The organism is Brevibacillus sp. NPDC058079 (genome assembly GCF_042885155.1).
GTDB lineage: Bacteria > Bacillota > Bacilli > Brevibacillales > Brevibacillaceae > Brevibacillus.
Genome location: NZ_JBHVSO010000001.1, coordinates 848123 through 866993, shown reverse-complemented (window position 1 = coordinate 866993; position 18871 = coordinate 848123). Strand labels below are relative to the sequence as shown.

General features: G+C 46.0%; 16 protein-coding genes. 2 read left to right on the top strand and 14 right to left on the bottom strand.

Features of this window, described 5'->3' with window-relative positions; all coding sequences use genetic code 11:
* Positions 1-55: 55 nt before the first annotated feature.
* Both ACFVS2_RS04100 and ACFVS2_RS04095 read right to left on the bottom strand, forming a co-directional pair.
* Positions 56-1420, bottom strand: coding sequence for a sensor histidine kinase (locus tag ACFVS2_RS04100; protein WP_390231261.1), 1365 nt, complete (start codon positions 1418-1420; stop codon positions 56-58).
* A 12-nt stretch (positions 1421-1432) separates the two neighbouring features.
* On the bottom strand, positions 1433-2119 hold the full coding sequence (locus ACFVS2_RS04095) for a response regulator transcription factor (protein ID WP_390231258.1): 687 nt from the start codon (positions 2117-2119) through the stop codon (positions 1433-1435).
* A 147-nt stretch (positions 2120-2266) separates the two neighbouring features.
* On the opposite strand from ACFVS2_RS04095, the gene ACFVS2_RS04090 reads away from it, so the two are divergent.
* Positions 2267-2926, top strand: a complete 660-nt coding sequence (locus ACFVS2_RS04090) for a C40 family peptidase (RefSeq protein WP_173617611.1) — start codon at positions 2267-2269, stop codon at positions 2924-2926.
* 81 nt (positions 2927-3007) lie between these two features.
* On the opposite strand, the gene ACFVS2_RS04085 is transcribed toward ACFVS2_RS04090, so the two are convergent.
* The 4 genes from ACFVS2_RS04085 to ACFVS2_RS04070 form a co-directional block, all read right to left on the bottom strand.
* Positions 3008-3856, bottom strand: coding sequence for a M15 family metallopeptidase (locus ACFVS2_RS04085; protein WP_390231255.1), 849 nt, complete (start codon positions 3854-3856; stop codon positions 3008-3010).
* Between the two features lie 188 nt (positions 3857-4044).
* Positions 4045-4620 (bottom strand): nitroreductase family protein, encoded by a 576-nt coding sequence (locus ACFVS2_RS04080; protein WP_390231252.1) that lies wholly within the window; start codon positions 4618-4620, stop codon positions 4045-4047.
* A gap of 34 nt (positions 4621-4654) precedes the next feature.
* Positions 4655-5641, bottom strand: coding sequence for an ABC transporter substrate-binding protein (locus tag ACFVS2_RS04075; RefSeq protein WP_390231249.1), 987 nt, complete (start codon positions 5639-5641; stop codon positions 4655-4657).
* A 94-nt stretch (positions 5642-5735) separates the two neighbouring features.
* The gene (locus tag ACFVS2_RS04070; protein WP_390231246.1) at positions 5736-7451 is read right to left on the bottom strand and encodes a helix-turn-helix domain-containing protein; all 1716 of its coding nucleotides are present in this window, start codon (positions 7449-7451) and stop codon (positions 5736-5738) included.
* A gap of 149 nt (positions 7452-7600) precedes the next feature.
* Between ACFVS2_RS04070 and ACFVS2_RS04065 the strand changes: the two genes are divergently transcribed.
* A complete protein-coding gene (locus ACFVS2_RS04065; protein ID WP_390231243.1) occupies positions 7601-8263 on the top strand; it encodes an S-layer homology domain-containing protein in 663 nt (220 codons plus the stop codon).
* A gap of 52 nt (positions 8264-8315) precedes the next feature.
* On the opposite strand, the gene ACFVS2_RS04060 is transcribed toward ACFVS2_RS04065, so the two are convergent.
* The 8 genes from ACFVS2_RS04060 to ACFVS2_RS04025 form a co-directional block, all read right to left on the bottom strand.
* The gene (locus ACFVS2_RS04060) at positions 8316-9152 is read right to left on the bottom strand and encodes a M55 family metallopeptidase (protein ID WP_390231240.1); all 837 of its coding nucleotides are present in this window, start codon (positions 9150-9152) and stop codon (positions 8316-8318) included.
* Positions 9153-9176: 24 nt separating this feature from the next.
* The gene (locus ACFVS2_RS04055) at positions 9177-10598 is read right to left on the bottom strand and encodes a serine hydrolase domain-containing protein (protein ID WP_390231237.1); all 1422 of its coding nucleotides are present in this window, start codon (positions 10596-10598) and stop codon (positions 9177-9179) included.
* Between the two features lie 235 nt (positions 10599-10833).
* On the bottom strand, positions 10834-11982 hold the full coding sequence (locus ACFVS2_RS04050; protein ID WP_390231234.1) for an acyl-CoA dehydrogenase family protein: 1149 nt from the start codon (positions 11980-11982) through the stop codon (positions 10834-10836).
* Between the two features lie 36 nt (positions 11983-12018).
* On the bottom strand, positions 12019-12810 hold the full coding sequence (locus ACFVS2_RS04045; protein WP_390231231.1) for a citryl-CoA lyase: 792 nt from the start codon (positions 12808-12810) through the stop codon (positions 12019-12021).
* A gap of 139 nt (positions 12811-12949) precedes the next feature.
* Positions 12950-14824, bottom strand: coding sequence for an ABC transporter ATP-binding protein (locus ACFVS2_RS04040; RefSeq protein ID WP_390231227.1), 1875 nt, complete (start codon positions 14822-14824; stop codon positions 12950-12952).
* The gene (locus tag ACFVS2_RS04035; protein ID WP_390231224.1) at positions 14821-16560 is read right to left on the bottom strand and encodes an ABC transporter ATP-binding protein; all 1740 of its coding nucleotides are present in this window, start codon (positions 16558-16560) and stop codon (positions 14821-14823) included. The genes ACFVS2_RS04040 and ACFVS2_RS04035 overlap by 4 nt, the downstream gene beginning before the upstream one ends.
* A gap of 271 nt (positions 16561-16831) precedes the next feature.
* The gene (locus ACFVS2_RS04030) at positions 16832-17944 is read right to left on the bottom strand and encodes an NADH:flavin oxidoreductase (RefSeq protein ID WP_390231221.1); all 1113 of its coding nucleotides are present in this window, start codon (positions 17942-17944) and stop codon (positions 16832-16834) included.
* Positions 17945-18278: 334 nt separating this feature from the next.
* Positions 18279-18707, bottom strand: a complete 429-nt coding sequence (locus tag ACFVS2_RS04025) for a MarR family winged helix-turn-helix transcriptional regulator (RefSeq protein WP_173617623.1) — start codon at positions 18705-18707, stop codon at positions 18279-18281.
* Between the last annotated feature and the right edge of the window lie 164 nt (positions 18708-18871).

Here is an 18871-nt window from a genome sequence, read left to right as displayed (position 1 = left end):
CAACCTGTTTCGAGCAAAAATGCGAACAGAGCCCCATCGTTATTCATTCGTGTCGTTAATCCATTCCCGCTTTTTTCAACAAAACATGAACGATCAAGCCTCTTTCCGCGGAAGGAGCAATGGAGATGCTTCCTTCGTGATCCGCAACAATCGCTTGGGCGATGGCCAGACCGATCCCGCTACCTCCCCTTTTTCGTGTACGGGATTTGTCCACACGATAAAATCGCTTAAAAAGGTGGGGAATCTCTTTTGCTTGAATACCGATCCCTGTATCCTCTACCACAATGTGCACGGTCTCTTCATCCCCATATGCTCGTACCTTCACTTGTCCTTCATCTGTGTATTTCCGTGCATTGTCCAAAAGGATGTCCAATAACTGTCGAATCCGCTCTCGATCCATCAAAAGGACAAGAGCTTCCTCCCATTCAAAAAGCAGCTTAATTTGTGGAGGAAAAATCGGTACCCACGCTTGCTTTACTTCAAGGAGCAGAGGGGTTAATGGCTGCACGACTTTCGTTGAGCCTAGTTGTGAGGTATGCTGCAATTTGGCTAGCGCCAACAGGTCATCAATCAGTTTGAAAAGTCGTTTACACTCCTGTTGAACAGCTGCGAGTGCTTCGTCCCTTACTTCTGGCTTGTGCTGCCCCCATCTTTGCAGAAGACTTACATACCCTTCAATAATCGAGAGTGGTGTTCGCAACTCGTGAGATGCATCTGTGACGAATCGCTGCTGATAGACCATTGCTTCTTCCATACGATCTAACAACAGATTAAAGGCATGGATCAGCTCGTAGATTTCAGTCTCTACGTGATGATGGTGAATACGTTGGGAGAGCCGTTGAGGGAAAATGGAATGGATTTGCTGGATAAGATGATCGAGAGGCTTAAGTCCCCAGTTACTCAACCAATAGCCTCCAATTGCCGAAAGTAGCAAAGTAAAAAAGGAAGAGAGAAAAAGAATCGTCAGCAAGATGGAAAAATACCATTCAAGCGCTTCTGTCGTAGTAGAAATTTGCACAAACAAAAGCTCGGATGTGAACGGCAGCTGCACTGGTTCTTTAGCGACCAAGGTCCTTTCATAATAGTCTTCTGGCTCTTTTGTCCAATTGGCTCCCTGTATCGAAGCGATTTCCTTGCCGTTTTGGTCGCTAATGTTTATGAATTGATTGACGTCAGCGTAATTGATTAACAAACGCGTCAAATAGGTAATCGTCAGCGATGCTTCTTCGGTGATTTCCGTTTTCAAATCGGCTGCGATGGCCGTTGCTTTCTGATTAAGCAATTTTTGCTCATGTTGATGGACGAGATTAGAGGTGCTGAAAAAAATAAATATGGACAAAAAGAGAAGCAAGACCAGCATGCCGGAGCTAAAAAACAGCGTGAGTCTCCATTTGAGCGAGTATCTGCGATGTGTAAGCACTGCGTTCTCCTTTTAATCTCGTAGTGTATATCCAATTCCTCGCACGGTATGAATCAGTTTGACGGTTGGATCACTTTCAATCTTGTTCCGTAAATATCGGATATACACATCCACGATGTTGGTATTCCCCATAAAGTCAAAACCCCAAACGGCTGTGAGAATTTGTTCTCGCGAGACCGCTTGCTCTTTGTTTTGAACCAGATAATAAAGCAAATCAAATTCGCGTGGTGTCAACATGATCTCCTCTTCATCGAGGAACACTCGCCGCGCGTTGGGCTGGATACGCAATCGGCCAACCACTATCTCCTGGTTCGCTTTTGATTCCCGCTGACGCAATAAGGCACGAATCCGGGCAAATAACTCCTCGATGGCAAACGGCTTCGCCAAGTAGTCATTGGCTCCACTGTCTAATCCCGTCACGATATCCGGAACCTCTCCACGAGCCGTGATCATGATAATGGGGACATCTTTGGTTTCCCGAATTCGTCGGCATAATTCTATCCCCGATAATTCGGGCAGCATGACATCCAGGAGGATGAGGTCGTACTCAATCGTTAGTGCCTTTTCTAATCCGCAAAGCCCGTCGTATTCAATATCCGTCGAAAATCCTTCATTCTCCAACTCCAATTGTAAGTATCTTGCCAAGTTATGCTCATCTTCCACGAGTAGCAAATAGCCTTTTCCATCTGGTGTAGGCATGTATATCATCTCCGTTTGAATATCTTACCAACAGTTTTCTCAGGAAACTCTCATGAAATTCTACCGGGAATCTTAGTTTTGTTCTGTACGATAAGAGCGTGGATGAGAAACACACATCAAGATCAACCATTCAGAAGGAGGAACATCATGACAAAGCGAAACTGGAAAGGTACAACTACTACGGTCGTAGCTATTCTAATGGGGACTTCTCTTCTCATGAACGGACAAGCCTATGCGGCTTCTGAGACAAGCCTCACCTCCACAACTACACTTAATCAAGATAAACAGCAGAATCAACAGGCTGAAAATGAGCAATTGGATCAAATGCTGCAAGATGGTACGAATATCGACCTGACAGCCAATGAGGAAAGTACTACTGTTAGTAATCAGAATAAACAGTCAGATAGTAGCACTGCTTCCTCTTCCGACATTGCCGATCAGGTCATTTCAGAAGGATTGAAGTATAAAGGCGTACCTTATAAATTTGGTTCGAGCAAAAAAACAACGCGTACATTTGATTGCTCTTCCTTTACACAGCGAGTGTTTAAAGAGGTCGGAGTGAATCTGCCTCGAGACTCACGTCAACAGTCCAAAGTCGGTCAAAAAGTCTCGAAGAATCAGCTGCAAAAAGGAGATCTCGTTTTCTTCCGCAGCTATGGCAGCTCTTCTTCTCGCATTACCCATGTTGCCATCTACGCTGGAGACAATAAGCTACTGCATACGTACGGTAAGCCGGGAGTTACGACAACCAAATTCAAAGGGACTTCCTGGGAAAAACGTTTTGAGCTTGGAAGACGTGTGATTTAATCATCTTCTTGGGCGCAACAAAAAAAGGCTGCTGAGTGCTTCAGCAGCCTTTTTCGCACGCTGTGCAAAAGAATGACCAAACTACAAAAACTCTGTCACAATGACACCACCCTGATTGTCGCCAGAAATCACATACTTCCCATTGGTAGGCACTTGAATCATGATGCTAGTCGCCACTGGATAATAATAAATTTTGTAGTCTCCACCATTTATCGTCCCTGACACTGCCTTTTTCTCTCGCAAGTAATTCACGTACTCCTCCAAGGATAATTGACGCTCTCGCATAATGGCGCTGTGCGGCAAACCTACAAATCGGTAATGCATAGGATTGTAAGGAACGCCAGTGCTTGTGACCTTTTCCCTCGGATAGCGCAAAATGAACCCGTATTTCCAAGCGTTTTCTTGTAGCCATTTCCCTTCTGGGGATTGGTCGATTTTCATTTGTGTGGATGTAACGTCCACGGCTGTACCCAGATGATGTTCGTTAAAACAATCTGGCAATGTATCGTGGGCATGTCCCTTCTCTTCAGCCAGTTTTCCCGGTTTTTCCAAACTTCGATAGCCGCTCTTGATCATAAAATGATTGACGTTGTCACTGCTTGCTGCATGGACCATCTCGTTGAACGCCTCCGCTGCGTTCTCAGACAATTCAATGGAATTGTCTTGCAAGCGATAACCCTCCACTAAATAATTATGCGAAGACAAATGAATCACATCGGATGGCACCGCCTCTGAATGGATCGGATCGTTCTTGTTGACCAGTAACAGATCGCCCTGATAAATCTGATCTTGTTCAACGCGAATTTCTTTGTATTTCGGGAAAGCTGTAGCATCCGGCTGTTTTTGCCATACATCCTCTACGATCGGTCGCAAGAATGGATAACCCAGTAGCAATAAAAGAATACCTAGTAAGAGAAATCGCTTTTTCATTTCCATTTCCTCCATGGTTCGAACACACGTTGTTCTTTTTCAATCTGATGATAATAGGTAATGTTAAATGAAATAGTAATCAAAAGATAAAATTTTCTTTAAATCATTTAATTGTAAACAAATAGAAAAAACAACCGGTCTCACGTGGAGGACCGATTGTTTTTTCTATGAAGTATTGGGATAGGCACCTATTCGTGATGGACAGTAAGCAGCTCACGAATCGGTGTACGCATCTTCGGTCGCGGGACTTTGTTGTCGTTGAAATAACCGAGATGTAATGTGCCCACAACTCTCTCTCCTTGCTTAACACCAACGGCTTGCAGAAACTTCGGATGCCAATTGTAATCGTTCGTCTTCCAGACTACTCCGACCTTTCTCTCCCAAGCTAGCAGCTGCAAATTTTGTATGAACGCTGCTGCCGCCGAGAAAGCATCTTCGAACTGTTTTTGGCGCGGATCTGCTTCGATGACAATCAAAAGATGTGCTTGCATGAGCTCGCAATATTGATGCATCATCTTTTCGCCCCACTTTTCAACCTCTTCCTTGGAGTAAGCCAGCATGACCGCCTCAGCAAACGTTCGGCGCCCTTCTTCCATAAACAAGATAAACCGCCAAGGCTCTTTTGCGGAGTGAAACGGTGCCCAAGCCGCGTCTTGCAATAATTCGACGACCGTTTCTTCCGTCATAGGCTCCCCGTTAAAATCCCGGATCGTCCTGCGATTCCGGATCGTTGCTGTCATATCCGATACGGTTTCCTGACTCATGAGTCCAACACTCCTCTGCTTGTTTTCAAGCCACTTATTTCACTAGTGCATTTAACACATCGTCGACCTTGCGATTGTAAGCAATAGGTCCAAACGTCATCCAGTGATCTGGCGCCACATTGTAAACGTGGCCAGAACGAACAGCTGGAAGTGACTTCCAAATGCTGGTCGAGAATATCTCCTCAGCAAGCTCTTTCCCACCGTCATCAACTACGACAAACAAATGATCGACATCAAGCTTTGGCAGCACCTCAGCGGAAATGGTTGCATGCCCAGCATTATCGCCCCAGGCAAGCTCTTTCACTAAAGCTGGAGGCTCGAGCCCAAGATCTTGATAGAGTACCGACCCAGCGTAGCCTTGTGGGCCACCGTATAATCGAATTTCTTTATTGCTGCGTACGCGGACTAACGCTACGGTTTGTTTCCCGACCGCTTTTTCAAGCTTTTGTTTTCCTTCAGTGATTTTTTGTTCATAGTCCGTCAGCACTTTCTCCGCAGTTTCACGCTTGCCGACTAAGTCCCCGACCTTGCGCAACGTATTTCGCCAATCATTGGCTGCCTCTGCCTCGAATACATAAGTAGGGGCGATCTTGGCGTATTTTGCATAATTGTCATTTTGCGCATAATTGGGAAGACCAAGTAATATCAGATCCGGCTCCATCTCCAAGATCGCTTCGAAATTCATCGCACTCGTATCAAGCTTCGGAAGATCTCCGATGTTCTCATGCAAATATTTCAAGGTGAAAGCGCCAATTGTGGTCTGCGCTGCAGGTTTAATCCCCAAGGAGACAAGAAAATCCTCCATATACAACCCGATAATTTGCTTCGGCTCTGCTGGCACTTCGATCTCACCAATCATGTGTGTGAACTTGCGTACCGTTGATGCGGATTGGGCGCTTGTGTCCGATGAGACAGTCGGCTCCGTGGTGGCTATGTTGCCGGAACCACCTCCGCAACCAGCAAGTAAAACGGACAGAACGAAACCAAAGCTGAACAACCATCTTTTCGATTGGCTCTGCATATAAATCCCCCTGTTGTTGATAGTGATTCTCATTAACAAAGAGAATTTTAGCATGCCATCAATAGAAGTGACATGCTGAAATGTTCGATGTTTTTTACACTTTTGTACGGTATGTTCCCTCACTTGTCAATACTGCCAGTACGTTATCAATTTTTGCGCAATGCGCATGCAGGCCGTACGTCATCCATATGTCCGACCTCACTTCATACACGTTTCCTTCGCGTACGGCGGGAACGCTTTTCCACTGTTCACTGCTCGTCATTTTCCATGCCTCCTGCCTCCCAGCCTCGTCTACAACAATTAGCAAACGTTGTGCATCCAATTCGCTTAGCATGTCAAACGTAATTTTCTTCATCCATTCGGAAGAACCCCAGATGAGGTCACGTACAAGCGTCGGTGGGCGTAAACCGAGGTCGCCATATAGTACAGACCCGGTATAGCCGTTTGGTCCTCCATACAGACGAATGTCACCATCTGCGTAGACACGAACCAATGCGACCGACCGATCTCCAAGCGAATGTTTGAGGATACTTCTCGCTACTTCAGCCTTCTGATTATATTCATGGATGGCTCGTTCAGCCTCGGATGCTTTGCCTAGTAATTTGCCGACAGTGCGCAGCGTTTGTCGCCAATCATCAACGGGGTTTTCAAACAGGTATGTGGGAGCAATGTTTGCCAACCGATCGAACCGTCCCTCCTCAGCAAATTGTGGAATCCCCAGCAAAATGATATCCGGTTTCTCCTGTTGAATGGCTTGAAAATCAGATTCATAGGGATCAAAATGTCGTACCTCACGCAAAAATGATCCCAGATAGCGTTGTTGAAATCCTCCAGAAGCGAATTGGACCAAAGGCTTGATCCCAAACACTTTCAAGTGATCCTCCACAAATAGTCCAATCACACGACTCGGCACTGTTTCCGTCATGCTAAATGCCTCAGGGTGCGACACTAGCAGCTTTTTACTAAGATTCTGGCTGATAAATTCTCTGGGGGAAATGCCTGTCATCTTCTTGAACTTGTTACTAAAATAAAACTCGCTGGCATATCCAACCCCCAGAGCGATATCGCGAATCCGCGCGTTTGATGTCAACAGCTTGTCCTTTGCTTTCTCGAGACGAATCTCAGACAAATATTCCATCGGGCTTTTACCCTTCACTTTGCGAAATACAGTCGAATAATGACTTGGGCTCATTCCGGCCTCTTTTGACAGCATTTCACGACTGAGAGGCTTGAAATAGTCTTGTTCCATTAGGCGGATCGTATGCTCTACCGCTTTCAGATTTTCGTTGCCCCGCCATCTTTCATTTGCTTCCCAGATTCGTTCCACCAAGGATAGTAACTGACAATGGGACGAAAATCGATCACGATCTCCTGGATTTTCATGCCGTTCACATAAGTTGCGGATCGCTTGTCCTAGTTCGCTCTCATTTAACTCTCCCGAAACGGGCAAGCCAAAAGGCTCTGTTACCACATGAACATTTTCAACCTCACGAACGGATGTTACTTTGTACCCGCTGAACTCAAGTTCAGAAACGGTCACTATTTCGCCTTCATCTGCCACCGTTTGTATGGTCATACCCGGCGGCTTAAGGAAGCATCGTCCAGGGAATAATCGGTATTCTTGTTCTCCTATACAGATAGAACCTTTCCCAGATTCGACAAACAAGAGAAGATGTGTATTCGATGTTTGGGTACCAAAATGAGAAGGCAGTGGTCCTTTGTAAGTTGATAGAAGTACGAAAGAAATCGTCACTGATTGATCTGTTCTCTCTTTGCTAGTACTACATATGCTATCGGGTGCATTGAACATAAGTAACCCCTCCTTTGATAACGATTATCATTATCTCAATATTATCATAGGATATGATTGCTCAAAAGCAGATAAAAGGAAAGATGAAACGTTGCTAATTGTTCTTCGTCAAATGGAGTGAAACTTCAAAAATTGACGAGGTGACTACCATGAATGTCAGACAAAATATGATGTCTCTTTCTATCATTGCTTTGTTAACCGTGTCATTCGCCCAACCAAGCTTTGCTGCAACGACTCCTTTTACGGACCTTGCCCAATCGGGAGCGAAAGATAAAATTCTTTCCTTACAGCAACAAGGTGTGATAAAAGGCGTAGATGATAGCCAATTTGCGCCTAACGAAACGATAACGGCTGCTCAAGGTGTACAACTGATTGTAAATGCCTTTGATTTGAGTCTGGCAGCGATCCGTTTTGTAAAGGCACCACAAGCTACTGACTTTTTTTCCAAAGCCGATAACAATGCTTGGTATGCAGAGAGTCTGATCATAGCGGCTGCGAACGGATTGGAGCTACCAGCTGATCTCGATCCGAACGCAGAATGGACCAAAGAGCAGTTCATTCACCAGCTAATGAGAGTCATGGAGACTAAGGGTAATCTGCCCATGATCAAACTAGTACCGGTAGAAATCCAAGATAATCATGAACTCACCGTGGATTACCAAGGCTCCATTCAACGAGCTTTGGCAAGAGATATTATCGAATTGGATAAGGAAAACAAGCTTCATCCGCAAAAGCCCATCACGCGTGAAGAAGCAGCCGAAATGATCTATAATGCCCTTGCGTATTTGAAAAGCCATAAGCCTCTGAACTAAAACGAAAAAAATGCAGCGATCCTCGTGATGAGGAGCTGCATTTTTGGTTTACTTAACCAGTAATCATTCGATTTACTTGCCCAGTTATCAACAACATCGCTTGCAGGACGGGCATCATGCTAACAAGATCAGGCGAATGGAAGCGTACCGTTCGTCCTTCGATGAGTTCAATTCCTGGCATCCAGCTGACTGCTGTGGCAAATTGTGATTTCGTAAACTCGACTTCTATCGTATTCTCTACTCTTTGTGCAAGCGGCTTAACTGTACTGCGATGGAGCAATGCCTCTTTTGCTTGCTGACGGATCAGCTCTCTCGCACGAACGGGATGCATCGCTTGCGACGAGAGGCCCGTTATCCCTGTTTTCACAGCGACCGTATAGACTCCAGGGATATCTTCTTCGACCTCTTTGGCCGTTTGGGAATCTCCGGTAACGAGTACGACAGGGACACCAAAGGCTCCGGCGATTGCTGCATTTAAACCTGCTTCGCCCACCTCTTTGCCATTTAAGATAAGCCGATGGATAGCGAGGCCAGACAATGTATGATTGAGTACCGCATCTCCTGTTCCCGCTTTTCCATGATAACCGATGAAAAATGCGGCATCGCAGCTACTGTCGATTCCCTGCATCATACAGAGAGGCTTGAAAAAGCCACGGATGACATCTGCCTGTGGATGCAATTCTTCCAGAATGATATTGTTCATCGGTCCATGAGACTCATTGACGATAATTTCGGTAGCTCCTGCTTCCAGTGCACCCTCAATCGCCGCATTTACATCTTGTGTCAGTAGTCTTCTCCCCGCTTCGTAATGTCTGCGACCGGGGATCACATCCTCCCATTCGCTTAGTCCAGAGATCCCTTCCATGTCCAACGAAATAAACACCTTCATGCGAAACTGCCTCCCTATCTTTGATTAGATTGCTTTCGACAATTGACGCGAACCAAACGCCAAGCGCTTGATCTCACCGTCTGGATGGCGAACAAAGCGGATGAGTGAATCGATGTTGTGGCGCGTGAACAAAAACGTATCTTCGCCAACGGAACGCAGTGGGAACGCATCACTACCTAAAACGAGTACGAGCTGTCTCTGTGCTTCATCGAATCTGATCTCTACTACGTCACCTTCTCCGGATTTATATCTACCGGGACATTGCTGCAAGTAAGCAAGCGGCACTTCACATTCGGAAAACGTGGCAAACTGCGTATCGAGCGGGCGACCGAACATGCTGTTTAACAAACCTAATGTCAGATTGGATATAGGGGCATCATCCATGTTGGTCAAAAGAATGCCAGTTACTCCCGTCTCTGGGACGATGAACATTTGCGCGGTCATCCCTTTTAAACCGCCGGTATGGGTAAGTAAGGTGTAATCTTCGGAAAATGGAAACACGCCGAGTCCGTAACCATAGCTGCGGCTCAAATCAATCCGGACATGAGGGGCAGTCATTTGTGAGGCGCTATCTCCCGAGACGATTCTCGCTCCATTTGAAAGCCCTAATGTCCGATAAACATCCGCATACCGAAGCATGTCACGTGCGGACGATTTGAGGAAGCCTGCTGCACGCATGGAGGGAGCATCCCACCAACCGGGGGCACGTACTACTTCACGAACTCCATCATTCATGCGCGGTGTGTACAACATGGTCGTATTGTCGTCCTCGCCTAATTCCTCCACATGAAAAACCGTGCGTTCCATGCCAAGTGGCTGTAAAATATGCTCTTGGACATAGGCTTCGTATGTTTTGCCGCTGACCCGCTCAATAATCGCTCCAAGCAAGCCAAAAGCTTCGTTCGAATAGCTGAATTCTGTCCCAGTAGGTCCCAACAATTCAAAGGGCAGCTTCTCTATATAGGCCATGAGGTCTTCGAAGGTATCGATTGGATGTTTACATTGCGCTTCAAAATGTTGGAGTAATTCTTTTGCTGTCGGATCGGCTTGTAAGCTGGGTAGCATTGCAGGAATGAGAGATGGGAGTGGTGGAAATCCGAGGGTATGTGTCATGAAATGATGAATGGTGATGCTCTTCGTTTGGGCTTCGCCCGGTGTCCGAAACTCAGGCAAATAGGTGATAACCGGATCATGAACGGAAAGCTTTCCTTCTTCCTGAAGCTGCATGATCGCCATGCATGTAAACGACTTCGTAATCGATCCGATCCCAAATACCGTATCCAGATCGATGGGAGCTTGCTTTTCGCGGTCCCGATAACCAAATGCTTTTTCATAAGTGAGTTCTCCGTCTTTGGCTACAGCAATGATCGCACCGGGAACTTGAAAATCATCCATCAGCCTTTGGACGTATGCTTCAAACGACGCTTCCCACTCATTCATCTTCATGTCATGCCTCCTTAGGTTCATTACTTCCAAACAGGAAAGCAATTTCAGTTTCGCTTCCGAAGTATACACTTCAAAAAAACGAGGATATGAAGTTCATGCACTAGTAGAATTATAAGCGGCAGATGAAAAAACAACAATAAATAATTCTGAAAATAAAAAATATTGATAACAAAGTACAGTCAAATAAAAAATGGCCCTTCGTCTTGTATGACGCCGGGCCCGGAAATGTCGCTGGTCACGTGTATTCCTTACGTAAACGACCTGCGATGATGTTCTTTTGGATTTCCGAGGTGCCTTCATAAATCTTGGTAATTCTGGCGTCCCTGTAATAACGCTCGATCGGGTATTCTTTGATGTATCCGATCCCCCCATGTATTTGTACCGCTTTATCTGCCACACGGTTATAGACTTCAGAGGCAAACAGTTTCACCATCGCGGCTTCTTTGATTACATTTTTGCCTTGATCAACGAGCGAAGCGACATGATACGTAAACGCTCGCAGTGTTTCGCAGTCCAGTGCTATTTCTGCCAAGTAGTGCTGGATAATTTGTTGTTCAAAAATCGGCTTGTCAAATTGGATGCGCTCCATTGCATATTTCATGGACATATCCAGTAGCTTTTGGCAAGAACCGAGGTTTCTGGCTGCCAATCCCGCCCGTCCATTCGCCAGGATTTTAAGAGCATTGGTATAGCCCATTCCCTCATGGCCAAGGACATTCTCTACAGGCACTTCACAATCTTCAAAGAATATCTCAGCCGAATGGGAGCCCCTTAAGCCCATCTTTTCTTCTATTTTTCCGATCTGGAAGCCTTGGAAATCTTTCTCGACTAAAAAGGACGTGATCCCTTTTGCTCCCTTGGAAGGATCGGTGACAGCCATGACCGTGAAAATACCAGCGATGGGCGCATTCGTGATGTAATGTTTGGAGCCATTCAAGATGAACTTGTCTGCTTTTCGTACAGCCCTTGTCTTTAAATTAGTCGCATTCGAACCTGCACTTGGTTCTGTTAAAGCAAAAGCCCCAATCATTTCACCGGTAGCCATGCGCGGCAAATATTTGCCTTTTTGCTCCTCCGTGCCCATCTCGACAATCCCTACAGAACCGATGCCATTATGGCAACCAATGACGGTCGTAAATCCATTGCTTGTTTTCCCTACTTCTTCAAAAATGGCGCATTTTCCAAACATATCAATACCCAGTCCGCCGTATTGTTCAGGGATGCTCAGTCCAAACAATCCCACTTCTTTGCACATATCCACGATTTGATCTGGTATATGATCTTCACGTTCAATTTGATCAGCGACTGGTTCGACCTTCTCGCTGATAAAACTCCGTACAGCTTTCCGCAGCTCTTCTATTTCACTGCTGAATGTAACGTTCATGTCATCCGCTCCCCTTCTTACTGTGACGTCGGTTTACTACTTCACTTCGTCTGGTATGCGATTCGTGTAGAGGGTATTCTCCTCCACAAAGTCGTACAGTTTTTGGGCCATGCAATCTTTCCTGCCGGATTCGATTTCTTCCACAATGTGGGCAATTAGTCCGACTGCCCTCGCCGCGACGGCAAATGATTTCACGACACTGTAGTGCAACCCCATATCCGACAGCACAGCTCCAATCGCGCCTGCCGCATTTAGTGTGATCCGTTTGCCTTTTTTCGTGCTGAATTGCTCGTGAATTTCTTTCATGATAGCCGTATGGTTTCCGGCAAACCCTAGCTCCTCTGCCAATGCAAACAATTTTTCTGAGCGTGGATCAACAGGTCTATGAATCGGATGTCCGAACCCTGGCATTTGCAGTCCTTTTTCTTCACGTTCCTCCAGGATTCGTTTGGCGATCTCTTTTCTGTCGCAATCAGCACCGTACTTTTGCAACGCCTCTTGAAGCATTTGAGCAACGTATTCCATGGCTCCTAGATAGACTGAACCAGCCCCCAACAATCCGGCTGCGACTGCAGCTTGCACAGCCTCCGGAGCTCCCAGATAGGTCAAGCGTGCGGAAATCGAGCTGGGTGTAAATCCATGTTCACATATGGCAACCATGCACGCATTCAGCATCTTTGATTCATTCTGGGTAGGCTTCCTATGTGCTGCTCCCAAAAATGCCATATCCGCTAACGTGATCTGTCCCATTAAATCTTCCGTCAAATCATAGCCATGAACATAAATCTTGTCTGATTTTGATACACCGATGTTTGTCTGGAATCCCATTCTCTTCCCTCGCTTTCGTATTCATAGAACTGGTTTACCTGCTTGATTTATTTACAAGCAATTACCGTGCCATCTTGCACATTTCCTCTCCCAACAATAAAACCGCCCTTGCTTGGCGGTTTCGTGTAAAGCATCATTTTTAGCCTGCTGATGTGGCCTCTGCGAACTGACTGTTGTATAAATCCGCATAAAAACCATCTTGCTCCATCAACTCGTCATGTGTTCCTTGTTCAATGATCGTTCCCTTGGTCATGACGAGGATCAAGTCTGCATTTCTGATCGTAGAAAGTCGATGTGCGATCACGAAGCTGGTACGCCCCTTCATCAGCTCATTCATCGCTTCCTGGATATGCACCTCGGTACGTGTATCAACGCTGCTTGTTGCTTCATCCAAAATCAGAATCGTAGGATCTGCCAAAATAGCACGAGCGATGGTCAACAGCTGTTTTTGCCCTTGGGAGATATTGGAGGCTTCTTCATTTAACACCGTCTTGTATCCATCTGGTAGCGTACGAATAAAGTGATCGGCGCGAGCTGCCTTCGCCGCGCGAATGATATCCGTATCAGAAGCGTCAGGATGTGCATAGGTCAAATTATCATGGATCGTTCCGTTAAACAGCCATGTATCTTGCAAGACCATGCCGAACAGGGAGCGAAGATCGCTTCGTTTCATGCGTGTAATATCGACGTCATCGATCAGAATCGCTCCGCCATTGAGCTCATAAAAGCGCATAAGCAAATTAATCATGGTCGTCTTACCCGCACCTGTTGGGCCCACGATCGCAATCTTTTGTCCAGGCTCTACTACGAGATTGATATCTTGCATCAGCAAATGCCCTTCTTTATAACCAAACTTGACATGCTGAAATTCCACTTTGCCTTTAGGCGCTGCGATCGTGACTGGCTCTTTGCTTTCAGGCACTTCCTCTTCTTCATCCAAAACCTCAAAGACCCGCTCCGCTGAAGCGATCGTCGACTGGATCAGGTTGGCGATGTTCGCCGTCTGCGCAATGGGCATCGTGAACTGACGAGTATATTGGATAAAGGCTTGGATATCCCCAATTTCAATGGAACCGTTCGTAGCGAGAATCCCGCCGACAATGCAGACGAGCACGTAGCCAATATTTCCGATGAAGCTCATTACCGGCATGATAATCCCTGATATAAATTGCGCTCTCCATCCGGCTTCATACAGCTTTGCGTTGATTTGATCAAATGTCTGCTGTGACTTTTTCTCGTATCCAAACGCCTTTACAACCTGGTGTCCCGTAAACATTTCTTCCACATGCCCATTCAATTCACCAAGCGAGCTCTGCTGTCCGATGAAATGCTTTTGAGACTTCGAGGCGATCTGTTTCGTAGCAATGGCACTGAGCGGCAACGTTAAAATCAGAATGAGAGTCAATAATGGGCTAATCGTCAGCATCATAATGATGACACCAACGATCGTCACGATGGAAGTGATGAGCTGTGTCAGACTTTGCTGGAGCGTGTTGCTGATATTATCAATGTCGTTCGTGACACGGCTCAAAATATCCCCATGCATTTTCGAATCAAAGTATTTCAGCGGCAGGCGGGACAATTTCTCATTTACCTGCTCACGCATGTCATAGACGATCTTCTGCGATACTCCGGCCATCACATATTGCTGCAAATAGCTGAACAGCGCACTGATGACATACAATCCGATCAAAAGGAGCAGGATATTTGCGATATACGCAAAGTCAAATACGATTTCCTTTGGCTGTCCCTGCATAAGACCAATCATGCCTGCGAAAAGACTCGTCGTCGCCTTCCCCATCAGTTTGGGACTAACAATAGCAAAGATCGTACTCAAAATGGCAGCCAGAAGAACAATGATTAGCTGTACACGGTGTGGCCGAAAGTAGCCAATCAAGCGCTTGAGTGTACCTTTAAAGTCCTTTGCTTTCGCACCTGGCATTGCCATTCCCATCGGACCACCCATGTGGCCGCCACCCTTTGGCGCTTGCTTACCCCCTCGCGGCTCACTCATGCGATCTCCTCCTCTGTCAGTTGGGATCGTACGATTTCCTGATAGACTTCGCAGTTTTTCATGAGTTCTTCATGTGTCCCCATACCCGCAATCGAGCCTTCATCCAACACGATAATCTGGTCTGCGTCCATCACGCTGCTAACCCGCTGAGCCACGATGATTAACGTGGATTGGTTCTTCTCGATCTCTTCTTTTAATGCGCCTCTCAATAACGCATCTGTTTTGAAATCCAACGCAGAAAAACTGTCATCAAACATGTAGATGGCCGGTTGACGGACAATTGCCCGCGCAATCGATAACCGTTGTTTTTGTCCACCGGACACGTTCGTACCGCCTTGGGAAATGTGTGCCTCGTATTCGCCCTTCATACTCGCAATAAAATCGCTTGCCTGCGCAATTTTGACGGCATTCTCGATTTCGGCATCCGTCGCGTCTTCTTTACCGAAGCGAATATTGGCAGAGATCGAGCCTGAAAAGAGCAGCACTTTTTGTGGGACATAGCCAATTTTTGCTCGCAAATGCTCGAGAGGCAGGTCACGTATGTCAAGGCCGTCCACTCGAATGGCTCCGGAAGTCACATCGTAGAATCGCTCAACCAGATTGAGTATCGTCGATTTACCGGAGCCTGTTCCTCCGATAATCGCAGTAGTCTGCCCCGGATGAGCTGTAAAGGTGATCGAGGTCAATGCGGGATGCTCTGCACCCGGGTAAGAAAATGTGACATCCTGAAACTCCACCGTGCCTGGAGTTGTTGTTTTCGTTTGCGTCACAGGCTCAGGGCGATCATAAATGGTCGAATGTAAATCCAACACTTCGTTAATTCGGATAGCGGATGCAGAAGCACGCGGAACCATGACGAAGATCATGGACAGCATAACCAATGAGAACATAATCTGTGTCGCATATTGGATGAACGCCATGAGATCACCAACTTGCAGGTCCATATTACTGACGCGAATGCCACCAAACCAAAGAATGGCAACAGCAGACAAGTTAAAAGTCAACATCATAATCGGCATCAAGGCTGCCATGATTCGATTTACGTTAATCGCTGTCTGCGTCAAATCGGTATTCGCTTCGTTAAAACGCCTTTTCTCCACATCCATGCGGTTAAATGAGCGGATCACACGAATTCCCGTCAAGCCTTCCCTCACGACTAAATTCAGCTTATCCAGCTTCTTTTGCATGACTTTGAAAAGAGGCATCCCCTTGCGTGCGATCAGGAAAATGGCTAAAGCTAGAATGGGAACAACTACTGCAAGAACAAGCGTCAGCTTGGCATCCTTAGATGAAGCCATGATAATTCCACCGATACACATCATGGGAGCAGCCACCATGATACGCAAAATCATGATTAAAACCTGCTGTACTTGATTGATATCGTTCGTTGTCCTCGTAATGAGCGAGGCTGTGCCGATTTGGTCGATCTCCTGCATGGAATAGTGTTCTACTTGGTTAAATACCTTAGCACGCAGCTCACGACCAAAGCTCATAGCAACCTTGGATGAGAAGTAACTGGCTCCGATGGCACAAAAGCCCCCACCCGCAGCGACGAGCAGCATAAAACCGCCAACCTTCCAAATAAAGAAGGTATCGCCCTGCACAATCCCGACATCAACGATATCCGCCATTAATGTTGGTAAGTACAAATCGGATAACGATTGGACGAATACAAGCACCAATATCGCTGCGATCGGCCATTTGTAGGACGTCAAGTATCGAAACAGCCTCATCATACGGATACACGCTCCCTTTCCTGCCTCTTCCATACTACAATTCCAATCGCCTTACGGTTGTATGCATCTATTTACGAACGGTATCCGCAGCCACCCCGTTTTCTATCAAAAAAAAGAGGGCAAGCCCATTATGTAACTGGGTCGCCCTATCGTAGTTTGTTCTTATGAATGGAACTACATCGTTCTTTTCAGCCCACTTCCTTTTTTGAGTTCGGAAGGGGAAAAACCAATCGTGAAGAGAAGCGGGAGCTCAATGAATCTGTTTGTGCGATCAGCTCAATGTTGTTAATGCTTCTCGCGTAAATGGTTGAAGTTCTTCGGTATTGCCATTACGAATTTTTGATACCCAAGTCGGATCGCTCAGTAGCGCACGTCCAACTGCCACAAGATCAAACTCTTCTTGCTCGATACGCTCAATCAGATTATCGATGTTAGCGGGCTGACTACCCTTGCCTTCGGTGAATAGACTCAGGAACTCTGAGTCCAATCCAACAGATCCAACGGTGATGGTTGGTTTTCCCGTCAGTTTACGAGTCCAGCCTGCCAGGTTTAGATCAGAGCCTTCAAACTCCGGCTCCCAGAAGCGTCGAGTGGAAGCATGGAAGATGTCCACACCGGCTTCGGACAGAGGTGCAAGGAAAAGCTCCAATTCCTCAGGCGTCTTTGCCAGTTTGGATTGATAATCGCTCGGTTTCCATTGGGAAAATCGGAAAATAATCGGGAAGTCAGGACCGACTGCTTCCCGTACAGCCTTAATCACCTCTACAGCAAATTTGGTGCGACCTACGAGATCACCGCCATATTCATCTGTACGCTTGTTGGTGACGTCCCAGAAGAACTGGTCAATCAGGTAGCCATGTGCTCCGTGAATTTCCACTGCGTCAAAACCAATTTTCTTAGCTTGAGACGCAGCTTGTGCGTAAGCCCGAATGAGATCGTTGATTTCTTCGATGCTGAGTGGTTCTGATACCTTTTCACCAGTAAGACTTAGACCAGAAGGACCGATTGGTTCGGCATCTGATTCTGGGAATTTCTCCTTTTGGCGAGCCATGCCGGTATGCCAAATCTGCGGAGCAATTTTTCCGCCCGCCTCATGTACTTCTCGAACAACGCGTGCCCATCCGTCGAGTGCTTCCTCTCCATAGAAATGTGGGACATTCTGATCTGCACCCGCAGCTGGATGCTCGATTAGCGTTCCTTCGGTGATGATTAAGCCCACCTCGTTCTCTGCGCGGCGACGGTAATAGTCAGCTACATTGGGCCCTGGAATCCCTTTCGGTGAAAAACTGCGGGTCATGGGTGCCATAACAAACCGATTTTCAAGTTTCAGTCCTTTGTATTCAAACGGGGTGAATAACGCTGTTACAGATTTTGATGAATTCATGTGCTTCCCTCTTTCTTTTCACTATTTTTTCATTCTAATTTTTCCATACCACTCTTGAGCAGTAGTTGTAACAATCACATCGTTAATGAGTTACATCATGCATCTGAATACATGCACATAGGATACATCATCATACGATTTTTTAACTCTAAACCTTTGAAACCCCCACTCCTTTACTGATTTTTGTGAGTAAAGTTTTGTGTTTTTAAATGCATGCGCACGCATTTAATTTACCATTATCCTTTTTCACCTGTCAACCGATAAGTGTAACGGCGATCCTGATACGAAAAAAAGCCGCTATTCCCGTTGGTTTGGAAATGGTGGCTTTTTGCCATTACTTCTTTTGCACTAACAATTGTAATGCTTCATTAAATTTTCCATCTGAAAAAGCAGATTGGAGAATTTCATTCATCGTCACGAGGTATCTCTGGAGTTTTTCTTCACCTAATTCGGTTAGCTGAGTATAAACGCCTCTACGGTCGTCTTCACATACATTCCTCTGTAAAGCTCTGCAGTTTTTTGCCTCCAGTCTTCCAACCAGCCTTGATATCGCACTTTGACTTAATCCAACCCGTTCCTGTAATTGTTGTAATCTCAGTGTTTTATTACTTTCTTTCGATAAAAAGTAAAGGACGTAAAACTCTTTTAAAGAAAGATTGTAATTTTCTCGTAAATCTTTTTCAAGCATATTGGAAATACTTTCAGTAATGTGAGTAAGAGCCAACCAATCGTTTATAAGTTCATGATTAGGGTCGGTTTTCATAGTAAATTCCACCTGTTCTAGACTATATGTCATGCTAATTCGTTTCATTATAATACAGAAAGGTATCACGCTCCAAACTCTCGTCACGAATACTTCTTCCGCCAAAACAAAAAAGCCCTCACTTTCCGCGAGGGCTGTAAAAAAATGAAAGCGAAATCGAGACT